We start from the raw sequence: 15,804 nt of genomic DNA, 5'->3' as shown, positions 1-15,804 counted from the left end.
CGGGAACACCCCCGGCGCGCATCGCCTGGCGGCTCGAGGAGCAGGCGTCCAGCCTCGGGCGAAGTCTCCCGCGGGGCCAGGCGCTCAGACGCTCGAGGAGATCTCGATCAACAGCATGCACCACCCCACCGAGCGCCCTGCGCGAAGGCTCAGGGATGACGCGTCGTGGGTTCTCGCGCAGCGCGCGGAGCAGAGCTTCCCGAGGGGGGAAGGGACCGGGCTCACCGGGAACCGGTCCTGCCTTTTCCGACCCCCGGAAGCTAACCCCTGATTCTCTGGAAGTCCAGCCCTTTCAATCACAAACACAGACTGTGGGTGAAGAGCCTCCCTCCGGGAAGGCGAGCGAGGTTCTGCCTCCCGGGTGGCTTGCCTTTCCACCGTGTGAGGTAGGACGCCTGGAACCCAGGAGGAGCACACGCGGACGGTTGTCGCGTGGTACACACCGGGTTCCTATGCACGCAGCGCTCGAAGTCCTCCTCGCCGATGGCGTGATTGATGAGGTCGTCGCCCGCCTCAAGAGCGGCAAAGAGGCGGACGTCTACATCGTCACGCACGGCGGCCAGTACGTGGCGGCGAAGATCTACAAGGAGCGCACCCAGCGCAACTTCAAGAACAACGCGGGCTACAAGGAAGGGCGGCTGGTGCGCAACAGCCGCACCCGACGTGCGATGGAGAAGGGCAGTCGCTTCGGGCAGGAGGCCGAGGAGGAGGCGTGGAAGACGGCCGAGTCCGAGGTCCTCGGCAAGCTGCACACGGCTGGCGTGCGCGTGCCCGCGCCGGTGATGTTCTACGAGGGCGTGCTGCTGATGGAGCTGGTGGTGGACGCGGAGGGCCAGCCCGCGCCGCGCCTGGTGGACGCGGTGTTCACGCCGGAGCTGGCGGCGGAGTTCTACCGGGACCTCCGGCAGCAGGCGGTGAAGATGCTCTGCTGCGATCTCATCCACGGCGACCTGAGCGGCTACAACATCCTGCTCGGCGCCAACGGCCCCACCATCATCGACTTTCCGCAGACGGTCGCCGCGGCGGCCAACAGCCGCGCGGAGTTCTTCTTCCGGCGGGACTTGGAGAACCTGCGCCTCTTCTTCGCCAGCTATGAACCGAGCCTGATGGGGCGCGCGGGGGACGCGGCGGAGATCTGGAAGGCGTACGTGCGCCGCGAGCTGACGCCGGACTTCGAGCCGACCGGCCGCTTCGTGCCGGAGGCACGGGGGCCACGGGGTGGGGGCCGTCACGGCGGCAGACCCCACGGAGAGGGTGGAAGGCCCTTCCCTCCCCGGGACCGGCAGTTCGCTCCGGCCCAGGAGGCACCTCCCGCGGCGGCGGCGCCCGAGGTCGAGGACGAGTTCGCGCTGCTACGCCAGGGCGGCGGCGAGCGGCCCAAGGTGGCCCAGCTCGCGCGCAACAACGGGCGCGGCGGTGATCGTCCGCACCGGGGCGGCCCGGGAGGCGGTCCCCGGGGCGGTGGCTCCTCCGGGCGTTCCCATGGAGGCGGGAGGCCGGGACACTCGCAGGGTGGGCGTCCTCCCCACGCGGGTGGAGGCCAGGGCTCGCACCGCGGCGGTCCTCCTCGCCATGGCGGCCCGGCGCAGCAGGGAGGGGCTGGCCAGCAGGGCGGCCATCCTCAACAGGCGGGGCAGGCGCAGCAGGGTGGACAGGCTCCACACGGCGCTCCCGCTCAGCAGGGCGGCCAGGGCGGCGGGCATCCCCGGCACGGTGGACACGCTCCCAATGGCCGGAACCCCCGACACGGCGGACGCGCTCCGCAGGGGGGGCACGCTCCGCACGGCGGACACGCGCAGCACTCCGGGCACGCGCCGGCCGCGGCCGAAGGGCAGAGCCCGCGAGGAGGAGATCGTCCTCCGCGCGGCCACGAGCCCCGCCCTCCCAGGGGCCAGCGTCCCGAGGGCGCGCCGCGCCACGGTGAGGGCCAGGGGCCTCGAGGAGGCCGTCCTCCGCGCCAGGGGCGGGGCGCCAGCCCCGTGGTCACCTACGTGTCCCGGAATGCGGGCGCCGGCTCGGGAGGCTCCACCGAGGAGCCCTGAGCCCCAGCGCCCTGCCGCCGTCAGCTCGCGGACGGGGGCGGCGCGGCCTCGCGCGGTGAGCGGGGCAGCACCACGGTGAACGTGGCGCCCTGGCCGAGCGTGCTCTCGACCTGGATGGTGCCGCCCATGGCCTCCACGATGGTGCGGGTGATGTAGAGGCCCAGGCCCAGGCCTCCATAGTGCCGGTCGGACACGGCGCGCTCGAAGCGCTCGAAGATGCGCGACAGGCTCTCGGGCGCGATGCCGATGCCTTCGTCCTTCACGCGCAGGATGGCCCGGCCCGCGTCCGCCTCGAGCCACAGGCGGATGGGCTTTCCCGCGCCATACTTGATGGCATTGTCGACCAGGTTGGTGATGACCTGCTCCAGGCGGAGCCGGTCCCAGCGCCCGCTCACGGACGCCTGTCCCTCCAGCACGAGCGTCGAGCCGCTGCGGGCCGCCTCGGGCTCGTGGCGCGCGACGACCTCGCGCACGAGCGCCCCCAGCTCCATCTCCTCGAGCTCCAGGCGGAGCCGCCCGCCGCCGATGCGGGCCACGTCGAGCAGATCGCTCACGAGCTCCGACAGCTTCTTCACCTGGCGGGAGCCGACGGTGATGTAGTCCTCCACCGCCTTGCGGAAGGGAGAGTCGGGCTGCTGCCGCGCGGTGCGCGCGAGCATGTGCAGCTTCAGGCTCAGCGGGGTGAGGGGCGTCTTCAGCTCGTGGCTGGCGATGGAGAGGAACTCGTCGCGCAGGCGGATGGCCTCCTGGGCGTCCCGATACAGCCGCGCGTTCTCGACGGAGAGGGCGGCGCGCCGCGCGAGGTCCTCCAGCAGCTCCAGGTCCCCGTCCGTGTAGCTCCGGCCGGAGTGGGAGGTGAAGAAGCTGAGCAGCCCCAGCGCGCGTCCTCGCACCACCAGCGGCACCAGGATGAACGAGAGGACGCCGATGCGGAGCATCAGCTGGGCGTGCTCCTCGCTGCGCGCGCTCTGCCGGATGAGCTCGGGAGTGACGTTCGAGAGCAGGACCGACCGGCCACTCATGAGGGCCTGGGCCGCGGGAGACCGGAGGTCGACCTGCTGGGCCATCCCGAGCTGGCGCACCTCCTGGAGGAGCCCCGCGTCCTCGGGCGAGGAGCTCACGGTCTCCATCCGCTGGAGCGTCCCATCGGGCTGCACCAGGTCCACCAGGCACCAGTCCGCCAGCGTCGGCACGGCGAGCCGGGCCACGTTGCGCAAGGTGGACTCGTAGTCCAGGGACGAGGCCAGCGCGGCGCTCGCCTCGGAGAGGAAGCGCGAGTTCGCCTCCGCGCGCCGCAGCTCCTCCTCGGCGCGGCGCTGCTGCGTCACGTCCCGCTGGGTGCCCCACGCCCCCAGCAGGAGCCCATCCTGGACGATGCCCACCATGTTGTTGAGGAAGGCCCGAGGCGTGCCGTCCCGGGCCACCTCCCGGGACTCCGCGTTCTCGATGCGGTAGCCGCTCTGGATGAAGGCGCGCAGGAACTCGGTGTTGCGGGGATCCTCGGGTACCAGCACGTGGTCCAGACGGGTGCCCTGGAGCTCCGCCGCGCTGTCGATGCCGTACATCCGGGCCATGGCGTCGTTGCACTCGACGATGCGCGAGTCCCGGAACATGCGCTGGATCTGCTCTTCCTTGGGCAGGGAGACGGGGATGGGCGGGGTGGGATCGATGCGGTAGATGCCCTCGGTGCTCTTGCTCACGAAGGTCCGGTAGCGCTCCTCGCCACGCTGCAGCTCGCGGGCAAGCGCCTCCGCCTGCTGCCGCGCGCGCACGGAGGACGTGACGTCGAAGGCGAAGCTGGCGACGCCGTCGATGCGGCCCTGGCCATCCCGCGTGGGCTGATAGACGAAGTTGAGGAAGAACTCCCGCTCCGTCCCGTCGGGCCCGGCGATCGTCACGGAGTGCTCATGGCCCATGAAGGGCTCGCCCGTCGTGTAGACGCGATCGAGCAGCGTGATGATTCCCTGGTCCACCAGCTCGGGGAGCGCCTCGCGGACCGGCTTGCCCAGCACCTGGCGCTGGCCCAGCGACGCGTTGTTCAGGGGGTTGGACAGGATGTAGACGTGCTCCGGCCCGCGGAACAGGGCGATCTGGGCGGGCGCGTGCATGAACAGATCCTGCAGGCGGCCCCACTCGGCCTCCGCCTCGCGCCGGGCCAGCCGCTCGCGCTCCAGCAGCCGGGCCCGCTCGGCGTTCGTGCGTCTCAGCGACACGTTCACCCGGGTGATGACGGCGCCCACCAGGGCGAAGAGCGTGAGCGACACCGCCGGGCCCGTCTCGAGCGAGAACGAGCGGACGGGCGGGAGGAAGAAGTAGTCGACCGCCAGCATGGAGAGGCCGACGGCCAGCAGCCCCGGCCCACCGCCGCCCCACCAGCCGGACAGCACCACCGCGCTGACGAACAGCAGGAAGGGCGTGGGATGGATGAGCGGACCCAGGGCGAACTGGATGAGCAGTGCCACCGCGGTGCTCAGGACGGCCAGGCCATAGCGTCCGAGCGGGGACTTCGCGAGCTGGCGAAGCCGCCCATGCCCGGACTCCGAACCCGGAGCAGGCTCGAGCGGCGGCTCTCCCCGAGTGGCGGGAGGGTCGGCCCGAGAGGCAGCTGGACCTGGGGCTTCGCGCGTCGACACGAGACGGGACTCCAGCCCAGGGGCATAACATCTCCGGCGCCCCCAGCGCTCAATTTGTTGGGGAAGCCCCTCCGTCTACTTTCGCAGCAGCGTGCCCTCGAGGAAGAAGGCGGCACAGGCGGCGACGATGAGCCACGTCCACAGCGGCACCTTCGGGCGCTCGGCGTCGCTGCTGGAGGCCTTCACCGTCTCCTCGCCGAAGTAGGCGGTGAGCGTGTCGGAGGGGACGCGCGTGAGATCGCTCTCGGCCGGATCCAGCGTCACGGGGAAGTCGAGCGCCTGGAGCGGCTTGCCCTCGGCGCCCAGCACGGCGTGGATGCCCGGCTCGAGGACGGGACCCACGACCACCGTGCCGTCCTGCTGCGTCTTCACCGGCAGCTCCGTGCCGTCCGGGGCGCGCACGCCGGAGAGGGTCTGCCCCACCTCGGGCCGCAGCGTCACCGTCTCGCCCACCCGCACGCGCTGCTCCTCGCGCTCCTCCAGCGAGCCGGTGAGGTACGCGGCGAAGCGCTGCATGAGCGGCAGGAAGCTGGTGCGGATGGAGAAGTCGCTCCAGTCGCGGTCCACCGTGCTGGTGAAGAGGGCCACGCGCCCCTTGCCTCGCCGGGCCACCGCCACCGCCGGCGCGCCATCCTCGTAGGTGGCCAGCACCTGGCTGGGGCCGGCGCCGCCGGGATTGTCCGCCTCCAGCAGCATGTAGCGGTAGAAGCGGGCGCCCACGAGCCCCTCCTCGGCGCGGCCGGTGAAGGGGGTGAACAGCGGGTGCTCCACCTGCACCTGCGCCAGCTTCGCCGAGCGGGTGTCCGCCTCCGGGTCGTCGCGCTCCACGCTGGTGCGCACATCCCGCAGCGCCCGAGGCAGCAGCGGACCGAGCTGCCGGTTGTAGCCCACGGGCTCCACCCGGTCGCCCATGCTGACGAAGAGGCCACCACCGGCCTGGACGAAGGCGCTCAGCCGCTCCGCGTCCTCCTTGCTCGGGGCGGGCACGTTGAGCATCAGCACCAGGTCATACGCGGAGAAGTCCTCGCGCATGCCCGCGTCCGTGTCGCGCACGGACACCTCCACCGGCGAGCCCGGCGCGGACAGGGCGGCCTCCACGAAGAAGGCCTCGTCCCGGTAGCGCGTGGCGTGCGGCGAGCCGTTGATGACCAGCGACTTGAGCGCCCGCGGCACGGGCAGCACGAAGGGCCGCCGGTCGTCCTCGGGCAGCGCATCCGGCGCGAGCGTCACCGCGCCCTGAGCGATGCCACCCTGCGGGAAGCGCACCGTGAGCGTCTTCTGCGCGGTGCCGTTGGCGGGCACGTCCACGAAGCCCTTGGCCAGGGTGGACTCGCCCGTGCGCACCGCCGCCTCCAGGTCCTTGAGGGGCGTCTGGCTGTAGTTCTTCACCGTGAAGGTGAACTGGAAGGCGCGGGGGCCGGCCTGCATGGCGGGCTCCACCTTCATGTCCACCAGGGCGTGGTTGGCCAGCTCGTCCTCGCCGGAGCCCACGTCGCGCAGCACCACCTCGGGCCGCACCAGCTTGCCGGTGGGGTCCTTCACCGTGGGCGCCGGGGCCTCCAGCCGGAAGCCGGTGGCCGCCATGTCCGAGACGAGCACCAGCCGCTTGCCCGGCGTGGGGTTCTCCTCCAGCGCGCGCGCCGCCATGTCCATGCAGCGCGAGAGGTCCGCGGTGCCGTACGTGGGCTTCGCCTCGTCGATGATGGCCCGCAGCCGCGCGCGATCGAAGCCGAGCGGCGGAGGCGCGGCGGGCGTGCTGGTGCACACCAGCACGGTGGAGGGCTCGTCGGCCTGCAAGTCCTTGAGCGCGTCGCGCGCCTCGTCCCGCCCGCGCTCGAAGAGCGGGGTACCGTCCGCCCACCGCATGGAGAGCGAGGCATCCAGCACCACGGCGGTGGCGGCCGGGCCCTTCGCCACCGCGGAGGCCTGCGCGTCCTGGCGCAGCTCCGGCCGGGCCAGCGCCACGGGGATGGCCAGGAGGATGAGGGTGCGCAGCGCGTACAGCAGCAGCCGCTTGAGCTTGAGGCGGCTCGCGGTGCGCTTCTGGCTGCGCAGCACGAAGGCCATGGGCGGGAACGGGTGGGGCCTGGGCCGCCGCCGGTCGAACAGGTGCACCAGCAGGGGGATGAGCGCCCCGAGCGCGCCCCAGAGCATCAACGGGTTGCCGAACGTCACCGCCGCCTCCCGCGCCGCGCCAGGAAGCGCAGCAGCACCTCGTCCAGCCGCTCGTCCGTGCGCACCAGGTCGTAGTCCACGTCCGCCTCGGCGCACGCCCCCTTCACGCTGGCGAGGAAGGCGCCGAACTCCTCCAGGTAGCTCTCCTTTATCTCACGCGGGTTCACCTCGACGCGCGCGTCCCCCTCCATGTCGAGGAAGAGCGTCGGATCATCGAAGGGGAAGGTGAGCTCGGCCGGATCCACGACGTGGAAGAGCGCCACGTCGTTCTTGCGCTGGCGCAGGGCGAGGATGCGCTTGAGCGCGTCCTGGCGGTCGTCCAGCAGGTCCGAGAGGACGACCACGGTGGAGCGGCGCGGGAGCACCTCGGCCAGGTGGTCCGCCACGCCGGCCAGGTTCGTCGAGCCCTGGGCCTGGGTGTGCTCCAGCGCGTCCAGCAGCACGTTGAGGTGGCCGGCGGAGGCGCGCGGGGGCACGTCCCGGAAGGCATTGCCGGCCATGACGGCCAGGCCCGCGGCGTCCTGCTGGCGCACCAGCAGGTAGCACAGCGCGCCGGCCAGGATGGTGGACACCTCCAGCTTGGAGAGCGCCCCGCTGCGGTAGCCCATGGAGGCGGACGCATCCACCACCATCACCGAGCGCAGGTTCGTCTCATGCTCGAAGCGCTTGATGTAGTACTTGTCGAACTTGCCGTAGGCCTTCCAGTCCAGGTGGCGCAGCTCGTCGCCGGGGGCGTACTCCTTGTGCTCGGCGAACTCCACGCTCTGGCCCTGGTGGGGGCTCTTGTGGAGGCCGGAGAGCACGCCCTCCATGACCGCGCGGGCGCGCAGCTTCACTCCCTGGAGCCGGGACAGCGTCTGGGCGTCGAGCAGCGCCATGGGCGTGAGCGGCTATCCCTTCACCGTGGCGACGAGCTGATCCACCAGCTTCACGGAGGTGATGCCCTCGCTCTCGGCGGTGAAGTTGGGCAGCACGCGGTGGCGCAGCACGGGGCGGGCCAGGGCGCGCACGTCCTCCACCGTGGCCACGAAGCGCCCGGAGAGGATGGCGCGGGCCTTGGCGGCGAGCACCAGGTACTGGCTGGCGCGGGGGCCGGCGCCCCAGGACACGTTCTTGGCCACGAAGTCGGGCACGCCCGGCTCCTTGGGGCGTGTGTGGCGCACCAGCTCCACGGCGTAGCGCACCACGTGGTCCGGCACGGGCACCCGGCGCACCAGCTCCTGCAGCGCGAGGATGCGCTGGGGCGAGAGGATCTTCTCCAGCTTGGGCTGGGCGCCGCCGGTGGTGCTCTTGACGATCTGCACCTCCTCCTCGGCGGTGGGGTAGCCCACGTCCACCAGGAACATGAAGCGGTCCAGCTGCGCCTCGGGCAGGGGGTAGGTGCCCTCCTGCTCGATGGGGTTCTGGGTGGCGAAGACGAGGAAGGGCAGATCCAGCGGGTACGTCCGGCCGCCGGCGGTGACGCGGTATTCCTGCATGGCCTGGAGCAGCGCCGCCTGCGTCTTGGGCGGGGTGCGGTTCACCTCGTCGGCGAGGATGATGTTGGCGAACAGCGGGCCCTGCACGAAGCGGAAGGCGCGGTGCCCGGTGGCCTTGTCCTCCTCCAGGATGTCCGTGCCGGTGATGTCCGAGGGCATCAGGTCCGGCGTGAACTGGATGCGGTTGAAGGAGAGGTTGAGGACGTCCGCCAGCGTGGAGATGAGCAGCGTCTTGGCCAGGCCGGGCACGCCCACGAAGAGGCAGTGGCCGCGGCTGAACAGGGAGATGAGCAGGTGCTCGACGACGTCCCGCTGACCGACGACGCGCTTTTCGATCTGCTCGACGATCTGGGCCCGGGCCTGGGCGAGCTCCTCGACGGCGCGGAGGTCCTCGTTCGGGAGGGGCTCCTGCGCGGTGGCGGGGGTAGGGGCGGCGCTTTCCATAAGATCGGTTCTCTTAACCGGGGCGGGGCGCGGGGACCATCGCTTTCAGCACCCCACGTCCGTGGCGGACGTGAGACGGGAACCCCTCGGAAAAGCTCGTATTCCGACCGTCCGGCCGGGCAGGGGTCGCCTCCGGGGAGCCCGGGCGCCTGCCCTCCGAGGGGAGGGGGGAGGGTGGCAGCGCGGGGGGATGTGCTCCTGGGCACCTTGCTTAGGTTGTCCGGGCCCTCTCTTCCAGGGTGGCCATCGGTGGGTCGCAAGGAAGGGGGCGGGAGCGTGCATGAGACATGAGCGCGGAGGAACGGGCCGTCAGGCGATGCGGCTGTGGATGGCGACCCTTGCGCTGTGGGGGGCGGGCTGCGGAGGCGAGGTGCCGGGGCCCACTCCGGTGGAGCCACCCGGTCTGCCGGGACCCACGTCCCCCGCGCCCGAGCTGCCCGAGCCCACTCCTCCCAAGCAGGCGCCAGAGCCCTCACCGCCTCCCAGGGACTCTCCCGAGCGGCCGACGCCCCCTTCCGTCGAGCCCTGGGGCCACCAGCTGGGGGGCCCGCAGGACGACAGGGGAACGGGAGTGGCGGTGGACGCGGAGGGCCACGTGTCGTGGGTCTGGAGCTCCACGCCGCGCGAGGACGGGGAGCGCCAGCCCGTGGAGGGGCAGCGGCGGGCCCTGATGCTCTCGCGGTACACGGGCGCGGGGGAGCACGAGTGGACCCGCGAGTTCCCGCGAGTCCGAGTCTCCGAGCCGCGAGTGGGGGCCTCGGGAGACGGGGCGGTGTACCTGGGCGGGAACGCGTTCCTGCACGCGGTGGACTTCGGGCTGGGCGCCGCGGAGGACGGCTTCCTGGTGCGCTTCTCCTCGGCCGGCCAGCCCGAGTGGCAGCGGCGCGTGGGCCAGAAGCTCCACGGCCTGGCGGTGGGCGCGAGGGGCGAGGTGCTCGTCTCCGGCCAGGAGTGGATGGAAGGAAGGTACGAGCCGCTGCTCACGCTCCACGCGTCGGATGGGGCCGTGCGCTGGACGCGGCGGTTCCAGGAGGCGGAGGAGGGCACGGGGCTCGAGCGCGTGGCGCTGGAGCCGTCAGGGCGCGCGGTGCTCGCGGGCACGCTCGTGGGTGTGCTGCGGGTGGATGATCAGCGGCTGGGGACGGAGGGGACGCGGAGCCTCGCGGTGCTCGTGTTCGAGCCGGACGGGAGCCTGGCCTGGGGGCAGGTGCTGACCGGCGTGGACAGCCGCGTCACCGACGTCGCCGCGCGGGCGGATGGCTCGGTGGTGCTGGCGGGCGAGTCCCAGGGGGCCATGAGCTGGGGCGGCACCACGCTGGCGGACGGCGGGCCGTTCCTGCTCGCGATGGATGCTCAGGGGCGGGGCTGGCTGCGGAAGCCGGGCTGCGAGGCCCTGGGCTTCGTGCCCGTGCTGGCGGTGGGCGGCCTGGGCGAGGTGGAGGCGGCTTGCGGGAGCACGCTCTCCTCCTTCGCGCCGGAGGGGACACCTCGGGGGGAGCGTCAGCTCCAGCCCGAGTCCTGCGAGAGTGGCGCGTGCACGCTCGACGTCACGGCCATGACAGCGGGAGCGAGAGGCGGCTGGCTGGTGACGGGGCACCAGCGTGACGGGGTGACGACCGAGACGTGGAACCAGGACGCGTTCCTCCGTCTCATCGCGCCCTGAGCCGCGCGGGCTCAGGCGGCGGGGTTGGGCGTGAGGGGCTCGGGGACGCCGCGCAGCTTGTGGCCGAAGCGGGTGCGGATGACGGCGCCGAAGGCGACCATCGTGGCCAGCGCCATCGCCAGCGCGCCAATCACGGGGATGGAGCCCACGGTCAGCAGCACGAGCAGCCCCAGCGCCAGCACCGCCGCCTGGGTCTTGCGCCCGCGAAGCACCGGAACCCTCAGGCCGATCTCGCTGGCCAGCACCGCCAGCCCCAGCGCCGCCACGATGGGCACCACCAGCCACAGCGCCACGACCACCGGGATGCCGATGATGGTGATGGCCAGCACCGCCGTGATCGGGATGAGGGCAATGAACCCCACCAGCCCCGTCAGACCGCTCTTGAGGGGCTGACGCGAGATCTCCGCCGACAGCTCCTTCATGCGCGCCGGGAAGAAGAGCTGCCCGAGGAAGCCCAGCCCGAACAGCGCGGCGAACCGCAGGATGAACCCCAGGACGCCATCCAGGCTCCCCGAGCTCTCCTCACGCTCCACGTGCTCCTCGGTGTGAGCGGCCGCGGGCTCCGGGTTGCGGAACTCCTCGCGGAGGCTGTCCTTCACCTCGTTGGCCACCAGCGCGCCGAGGTGGCCGCCGCCGAAGGACTCGGTGCTGCCCTCCACCCACGCTCCCTCCTCGCGGATGACCGAGCCGCCGATGGCCGACGCGTCACCCTCCACGGAGGCCCCCTCGTGCAGGACGACGTTGCCACCGAACGCGTGCGCATCTCCCTCCACGTGGCCGTAGACGTCCAGGTTGCCGCCGAAGGCGACCGCATCCTCCTCCACGTGGCCCTTCACCGTCAGGTTGCCGCCATAGACGACGGCGTTGTCCACGGAGTCTCCCTCCTTCACCTCCAGCGACTGGCCACGAGCCACCACGTCGCGCTCGGCCGCGCCGCGCCGCTGCGACTTGCGCACCTGGTCGCGGACCCGCCGCTGGATCTCCCTCGCGTCCATGTCCTCGTCCGCGAGCAGCGGCATGCCAGGCATCGGAGGCATGGCGGGCATCGACGCAGCCACGCTCGCCGACTTCTCCTGCTCGTTCAGGGCGCGCAGCGTGAAGAAGGAGCCGTCCTGATCCAGGCGGAGCGAGTGGGTGCGCGCCAGGCTGCGCAGGGCCTGCTCGGCGGTGACGTCCCGCAGGTGCACCTCCACGGGGGTGGCCAGCTCGCCGGTGACGATGAGGTTGAGGCCGCCCTCCTCGGCGATGCGCTTGAGGGCATCCCGGAGCGAGCCGCGGAAGCTCACATCGATGTGCTTCACATCGGCCGAGGCGGCGGAGGCCTCGGCGGCAGGCGGGAGCGGATCCTGCTGGGCAAGGGCAACGGGAGCGCCGAGCAGCAGGGTAGGGAGCAGGAGTCGAGAGGCGATCTTCATAGGGCACCTGGACGAGTCTCCCCATCCCTCGGTGCCCGGGTAGCCCAGGGCCTGTGGCCGAAGTGAGGAGAGCGAGAGCGTTCGCATCCAGGTCTACGGAGCAGGCATCTGCTGATTGCAGCCCGTGTGACGCGCCTTGCTGCTCGGCCTGTCCCTCAGGCAGGTCAGAGGCGCGGCTGCCGCGATGCGGCAAGCGCCCCGTGGCGCTGCGTCCGTCAGTTTCTTCCCGCGCTCGCGGCCAGACGCCCGGTCGGCCGGTGCCAGGAGAACACCGCGTGGAGCCAGGTGAGGCAGATGACATAGGTGCCGAGCACGTCGCTGGGCCAGTGGGCTCCGGGGACGATGCGGGCCACCGCCGCGAGGACGAGCAGCGCGCTGCCCACGATGGTGATGCCCGTGCGCACGCCGCCGCGAGCCGCCCGCCGGGCGACGAACAGCAGCGAGCCCACGGTGACGCTGTAGAGCGTGATGAAGGAGGAGGGGAAGGAGAAGCCGGAGGGGTTGCCCATCACCTGGACGAGCTCGCGTGAGGGACGCGGGCGACCGAAGAGCGCCTTGCTCTGCTCCGCGAGGAGCTGCTCCAGCACGATGGCGACGAGCACCACGGCGGCGGTGCGCAGGCCGGCGATTCGCCAGACGGCCAGCAAGGCCAGGGCCATCAGGATGAACTTCGTCGGTGCGTAGCCCGTGGAGACGAACACCGGCACCCACTGCGTGCCCGGAGAGAGCGCCTGCACGGCCCGGGTGATGGCCACGTCCCCGGGGAGCAAGGGCGTGTGGGCCATGATGACGCCGATGACCAGCGTGCAGAGCGCGGCGATGACGAAGGCCCGGGTGGGAAAGCCGGAAGGGAGCATGGAAGCAATCTATCCCGGGCCCTGAGAGCCGCCCTCGGGCGCTTCGGCGGGGAGCTGGAGGGGCTCCACCCGGGAGAACGCATCGAGGATGGCGCGAGTGATGAGCGCGCGGCCCGTGAACAGTCCGCGGAGATGTCCGTTGCTCAGGTAGCGCAGCTCGGCGCCGCGCCAGTGCCGCAGCAGCCGCAGGGTGGAGGCGGAGGGGACGAAGCCGTCCTGGCGCGCGGCCAGCAGGATGGCGCGGCGAGGGTTGTCGAGCGGAGAGAGCTCGGTGATGGACAGTCGCTCCAGCAGCTCCGCCAGCCGCTGGCGAGCCGCCTCCGCGCCACCGCACGTGCGCCCCAGGGTGTCCCAGTCGGGCAGGGCGGACAGCACCCCCTGCGTGAAGACGGGCGCCGCCGAGTGCGCCACGGCCATGGGGACCACGGCTGCGGGCAGCGGGAAGAAGCAGGCGGCATAGGCGGCCATGCTTCCTCCCATGCTGTAGCCGGAGATACCCACCTTGGGGTGCCCGCGTGCCAGCAGCCAGCCCAGGAGCGCCACGGCCTCCACCGCCGTGGCCCGGAACATGAGCAGAAGGTCGGCCACCGTGCGCAGCGCCTCGCCCTGTTGCTCCGGGGGCCGCCGCGAGCCGTAGTAGGGATTCTCCAGCAGCATCGCGCCCACCCCCTGGGCCACGAGCCCCCGGGCCAGGAAGCGGCGCAGGCCGTAGCCATGATCTCCGGAAGAGGCCAGCCACAGGCACACCGGAGGGCGCGCCCCGGCGTCCGGGGGGAGCAGGAGCTGGAAGCGGGCCTCCGCGCACGCCGCGGGCAGAGGCCCCACGGCCGCGGGGCTGGCAAAGCGCCCCTCCTGCACCAGGAAGGGCCCCTCACGCCTCGGGGGGCTCAGTGTCACCTCGTGTAGTTCCGGCAGCGCGAAGCCCTGGGGGCCCCGCGAGAGCCGCTCGAGCAGCGACGGGGGGCCCCACCCTTCTTGGAAGAAGCGAGGACGACGGGTGGTGAGCCTCGCGGCGAGCGCGTCCATCCAGTGCATTCAAGCGGTTCCCAGGGCGCGCATGACCCACCAGGTCACGCCGCCACTCCCTCCCCCTGGTTAACTCCTACCCTGGGGTTGATTTGCCACAACATGAGCTACGGATGCGCAGGAGGCTCACCTCACCCGAAACTGCGTACACCTGCAAGATTGTTGAGAAAAACAGATTTGCAGGGGCTCGGAGATCCAACTTCGACTTTTCAGATCAATTGCGGGGTGTTTCATGACTCAGGTCAAAAAGAACCCCAGGAGACGGACGACGTGAGCCGAGCTTGGCCTGATTCCCCGGGTTCTGCTAGGCGGGTCTTCTGAGTCGCTCATGACCCCGATGTCAGGCATGACCCTGTCTGTTAGCGGGTGTTGATGAAGGACAAATCCGCGCATTCGAGCCTGATCAACCCCCTTGGAAATCCATCCAGATTGGAATTCTCATCTTTCAAGAGGTTCGAGGTATCCTGAGCTAGCCAAAGAACGACGCCAGAGCGCGGCGCTTCGCGAGTCTCGGGGGAACGCAGGTAGGGCCCGGGGCTCGTGACGCAGCGCCGCATGCTTCTGGAGCAGGCCGGGCACATCCGTTGCAAACTGAGTCCGCACGCGCCGGCCCGCGCTACCGCATCACCTGCTGCTCGACATCTCCGGCTCACTGAATTTCCAGGAGGGCATCATGCGCCGTATCGCCATCATCGGTTCCGGTCAGGCAGGACTCCTCGCCGCGCATGCTCTGCTGAAAGCCGGTTATGGGGTGACGCTGTACTCCGACAAGACTCCGGAGCAGTGGCTGAACGAGAGCAGGCCCACCGGCACGGCCCTGCGCTTCGACATGGCGCTCCAGTTCGAGGAGGAGCTGGGCCTCACCTCCTGGGAGAACGACGCCCCCTGGATCGACGGCATCCACTTCACGGTCTGCCCGGTGCCGGGCAACCGCATGCTGACGATCGCGGGCCGCAACCGCCGTCCCGCCCTCGCCGTCGATCTGCGGCTGCAGAGCCATGCCTGGATGCTCGATCTGGCCAAGCGGGGCGGCCGGGTGGTGGTGGAGAAGATCTCCGTGGAGCGCCTGGACGAGATCTCCGCCGAGCACGATCTCACCATCGTGGCCACCGGGCGCGCGGACCTCTGCAACCTCTTCGAGCGCAACCTCGAGCGCAGCGTGTTCGACAAGCCGCAGCGCCACCTGGCCATGGTGTGCGTGAGGGGCCCGACCCTGGGCTTCGACGGCATCCCCATGCTGCCGGTGAAGGCCAACCTGATCGGTGGGGTGGGGGAGCTGATCTTCCTGCCCTATCAGCACAAGGATGTGGGCGCGAGCTGGAACATCGTCATCGAGGCCCTGCCCGGAGGACCCCTCGACCGCTTCCAGGGCGCCACCAGCGGCCAGCAGGTGCTGGACACCCTCAAGGAGGCGGCGCGCGAGTTCGTCCCCTGGGACGCCGAGTGGCTCCGCAAAGGCGAGCTGTCGGATCCCCTCGGCTGGCTGGTGGGGAAGTTTCCTCCGACCGTGCGCAACCCCGTGGGCCGGCTGCCCTCGGGCCGCATCGTGACGGGAGCCGGTGACACGCTGATGTCCCTGGACCCCATCACCGCCCAGGGCGCCAACAACGGCAACAAGATGGTGCGCAACCTCGTCGAGTGCGTCATCGCCCACGGCGATCGGCCCTTCGATGCGCAGTGGATGACGGAGACCTTCGAGCGCTTCTACTCCCGACACGGGCGCGCGACGTACGAGTACACCAACGCGATGCTCTCTCCGCCCTCGGCCGCCGCGCGAGATCTGATGTTCGCCCAGTACGGCAGCGACGGCCGCTTCGACAACGAGAGCGGCCCGCAGCAGCTGGCCAACCTCTATGCCGAGATGGCCAATGATCCGGCGGCCCTGTTCCCCATCATGCAGGACCGGCGCAGGATTCATGAGTACATCGAGCAGAAGACGGGCCGCTCGTGGATTCGCGCCGTGGCCAGCGGGGCCATGGGTGTGGCCCGGGAAGAGTTCCGCCAGTGGCGCGGCCTGGAGCCCCGCCACCCGCTCGTGCCCGAGTACAGGGTCGCCGCCTGAGCCTCGGGC

Annotated in this window: 10 protein-coding genes; 3 read left to right on the top strand and 7 right to left on the bottom strand. The window is 71.1% G+C overall.

All coding sequences use genetic code 11. The annotated features are described in order from the left end of the window. The first annotated feature begins 452 nt into the window (after positions 1–452). The gene (locus tag KY572_RS20880; RefSeq protein WP_224244661.1) at positions 453–2,042 is read left to right on the top strand and encodes an RIO1 family regulatory kinase/ATPase domain-containing protein; all 1,590 of its coding nucleotides are present in this window, start codon (positions 453–455) and stop codon (positions 2,040–2,042) included. Positions 2,043–2,062: 20 nt separating this feature from the next. Here KY572_RS20880 and KY572_RS20875 read toward each other — a convergent pair whose 3' ends face one another. From KY572_RS20875 to KY572_RS20860, 4 genes are all read right to left on the bottom strand, one after another. Then, positions 2,063–4,675 (bottom strand): ATP-binding protein, encoded by a 2,613-nt coding sequence (locus KY572_RS20875; protein WP_224244660.1) that lies wholly within the window; start codon positions 4,673–4,675, stop codon positions 2,063–2,065. 75 nt (positions 4,676–4,750) lie between these two features. Continuing rightward, on the bottom strand, positions 4,751–6,850 hold the full coding sequence (locus KY572_RS20870) for a BatA domain-containing protein (protein WP_224244659.1): 2,100 nt from the start codon (positions 6,848–6,850) through the stop codon (positions 4,751–4,753). Next, a complete protein-coding gene (locus KY572_RS20865; RefSeq protein ID WP_224244658.1) occupies positions 6,847–7,728 on the bottom strand; it encodes a DUF58 domain-containing protein in 882 nt (293 codons plus the stop codon). The genes KY572_RS20870 and KY572_RS20865 overlap by 4 nt, the downstream gene beginning before the upstream one ends. A gap of 12 nt (positions 7,729–7,740) precedes the next feature. Further along, entirely contained in the window at positions 7,741–8,772 is a 1,032-nt protein-coding gene (locus KY572_RS20860) for an AAA family ATPase (RefSeq protein WP_224244657.1), read from the bottom strand. 280 nt (positions 8,773–9,052) lie between these two features. Between KY572_RS20860 and KY572_RS20855 the strand changes: the two genes are divergently transcribed. Beyond that, on the top strand, positions 9,053–10,435 hold the full coding sequence (locus tag KY572_RS20855; RefSeq protein WP_224244656.1) for a hypothetical protein: 1,383 nt from the start codon (positions 9,053–9,055) through the stop codon (positions 10,433–10,435). An 11-nt stretch (positions 10,436–10,446) separates the two neighbouring features. Here the strand turns inward: KY572_RS20855 and KY572_RS20850 are convergent, their stop codons facing one another. The 3 genes from KY572_RS20850 to KY572_RS20840 all read right to left on the bottom strand — a co-directional run bounded on the left by KY572_RS20850 (position 10,447) and on the right by KY572_RS20840 (position 13,742). Continuing rightward, complete coding sequence (locus KY572_RS20850; protein ID WP_224244655.1) at positions 10,447–11,850, bottom strand: bactofilin family protein; 1,404 nt, start codon at positions 11,848–11,850, stop codon at positions 10,447–10,449. A 215-nt stretch (positions 11,851–12,065) separates the two neighbouring features. Beyond that, positions 12,066–12,707 carry a phosphatase PAP2 family protein gene (locus KY572_RS20845; RefSeq protein ID WP_224244654.1) on the bottom strand — a complete coding sequence of 214 codons (642 nt, stop codon included), beginning with the start codon at positions 12,705–12,707 and terminating at the stop codon, positions 12,066–12,068. Positions 12,708–12,716: 9 nt separating this feature from the next. Next, positions 12,717–13,742, bottom strand: coding sequence for an alpha/beta hydrolase family protein (locus KY572_RS20840; protein WP_224244653.1), 1,026 nt, complete (start codon positions 13,740–13,742; stop codon positions 12,717–12,719). Positions 13,743–14,406: 664 nt separating this feature from the next. Here KY572_RS20840 and KY572_RS20835 point away from each other — a divergent pair. Beyond that, positions 14,407–15,795: a styrene monooxygenase/indole monooxygenase family protein gene (locus tag KY572_RS20835; RefSeq protein ID WP_224244652.1), complete on the top strand. Its 1,389-nt coding sequence runs from the start codon at positions 14,407–14,409 to the stop codon at positions 15,793–15,795. Positions 15,796–15,804: the final 9 nt, after the last annotated feature.

It is taken from the genome of Hyalangium gracile (genome assembly GCF_020103725.1).
Lineage (GTDB): Bacteria > Myxococcota > Myxococcia > Myxococcales > Myxococcaceae > Hyalangium > Hyalangium gracile.
The sequence above is the reverse complement of the archived record's forward strand: the minus strand, read 5'-3'. Positions and strand labels throughout refer to the sequence as shown.

Coding starts and splice junctions, on each gene's coding strand:
- KY572_RS20850 (WP_224244655.1), bottom strand. CDS start 11,850: ATGAAGATCGCCTCTCGACTCCTGCTCCCTACCCTGCTGCTCGGCGCT.
- KY572_RS20845 (WP_224244654.1), bottom strand. CDS start 12,707: ATGCTCCCTTCCGGCTTTCCCACCCGGGCCTTCGTCATCGCCGCGCTC.
- KY572_RS20835 (WP_224244652.1), top strand. CDS start 14,407: ATGCGCCGTATCGCCATCATCGGTTCCGGTCAGGCAGGACTCCTCGCC.
- KY572_RS20855 (WP_224244656.1), top strand. CDS start 9,053: ATGAGACATGAGCGCGGAGGAACGGGCCGTCAGGCGATGCGGCTGTGG.
- KY572_RS20840 (WP_224244653.1), bottom strand. CDS start 13,742: ATGCACTGGATGGACGCGCTCGCCGCGAGGCTCACCACCCGTCGTCCT.
- KY572_RS20880 (WP_224244661.1), top strand. CDS start 453: ATGCACGCAGCGCTCGAAGTCCTCCTCGCCGATGGCGTGATTGATGAG.
- KY572_RS20865 (WP_224244658.1), bottom strand. CDS start 7,728: ATGGCGCTGCTCGACGCCCAGACGCTGTCCCGGCTCCAGGGAGTGAAG.
- KY572_RS20860 (WP_224244657.1), bottom strand. CDS start 8,772: ATGGAAAGCGCCGCCCCTACCCCCGCCACCGCGCAGGAGCCCCTCCCG.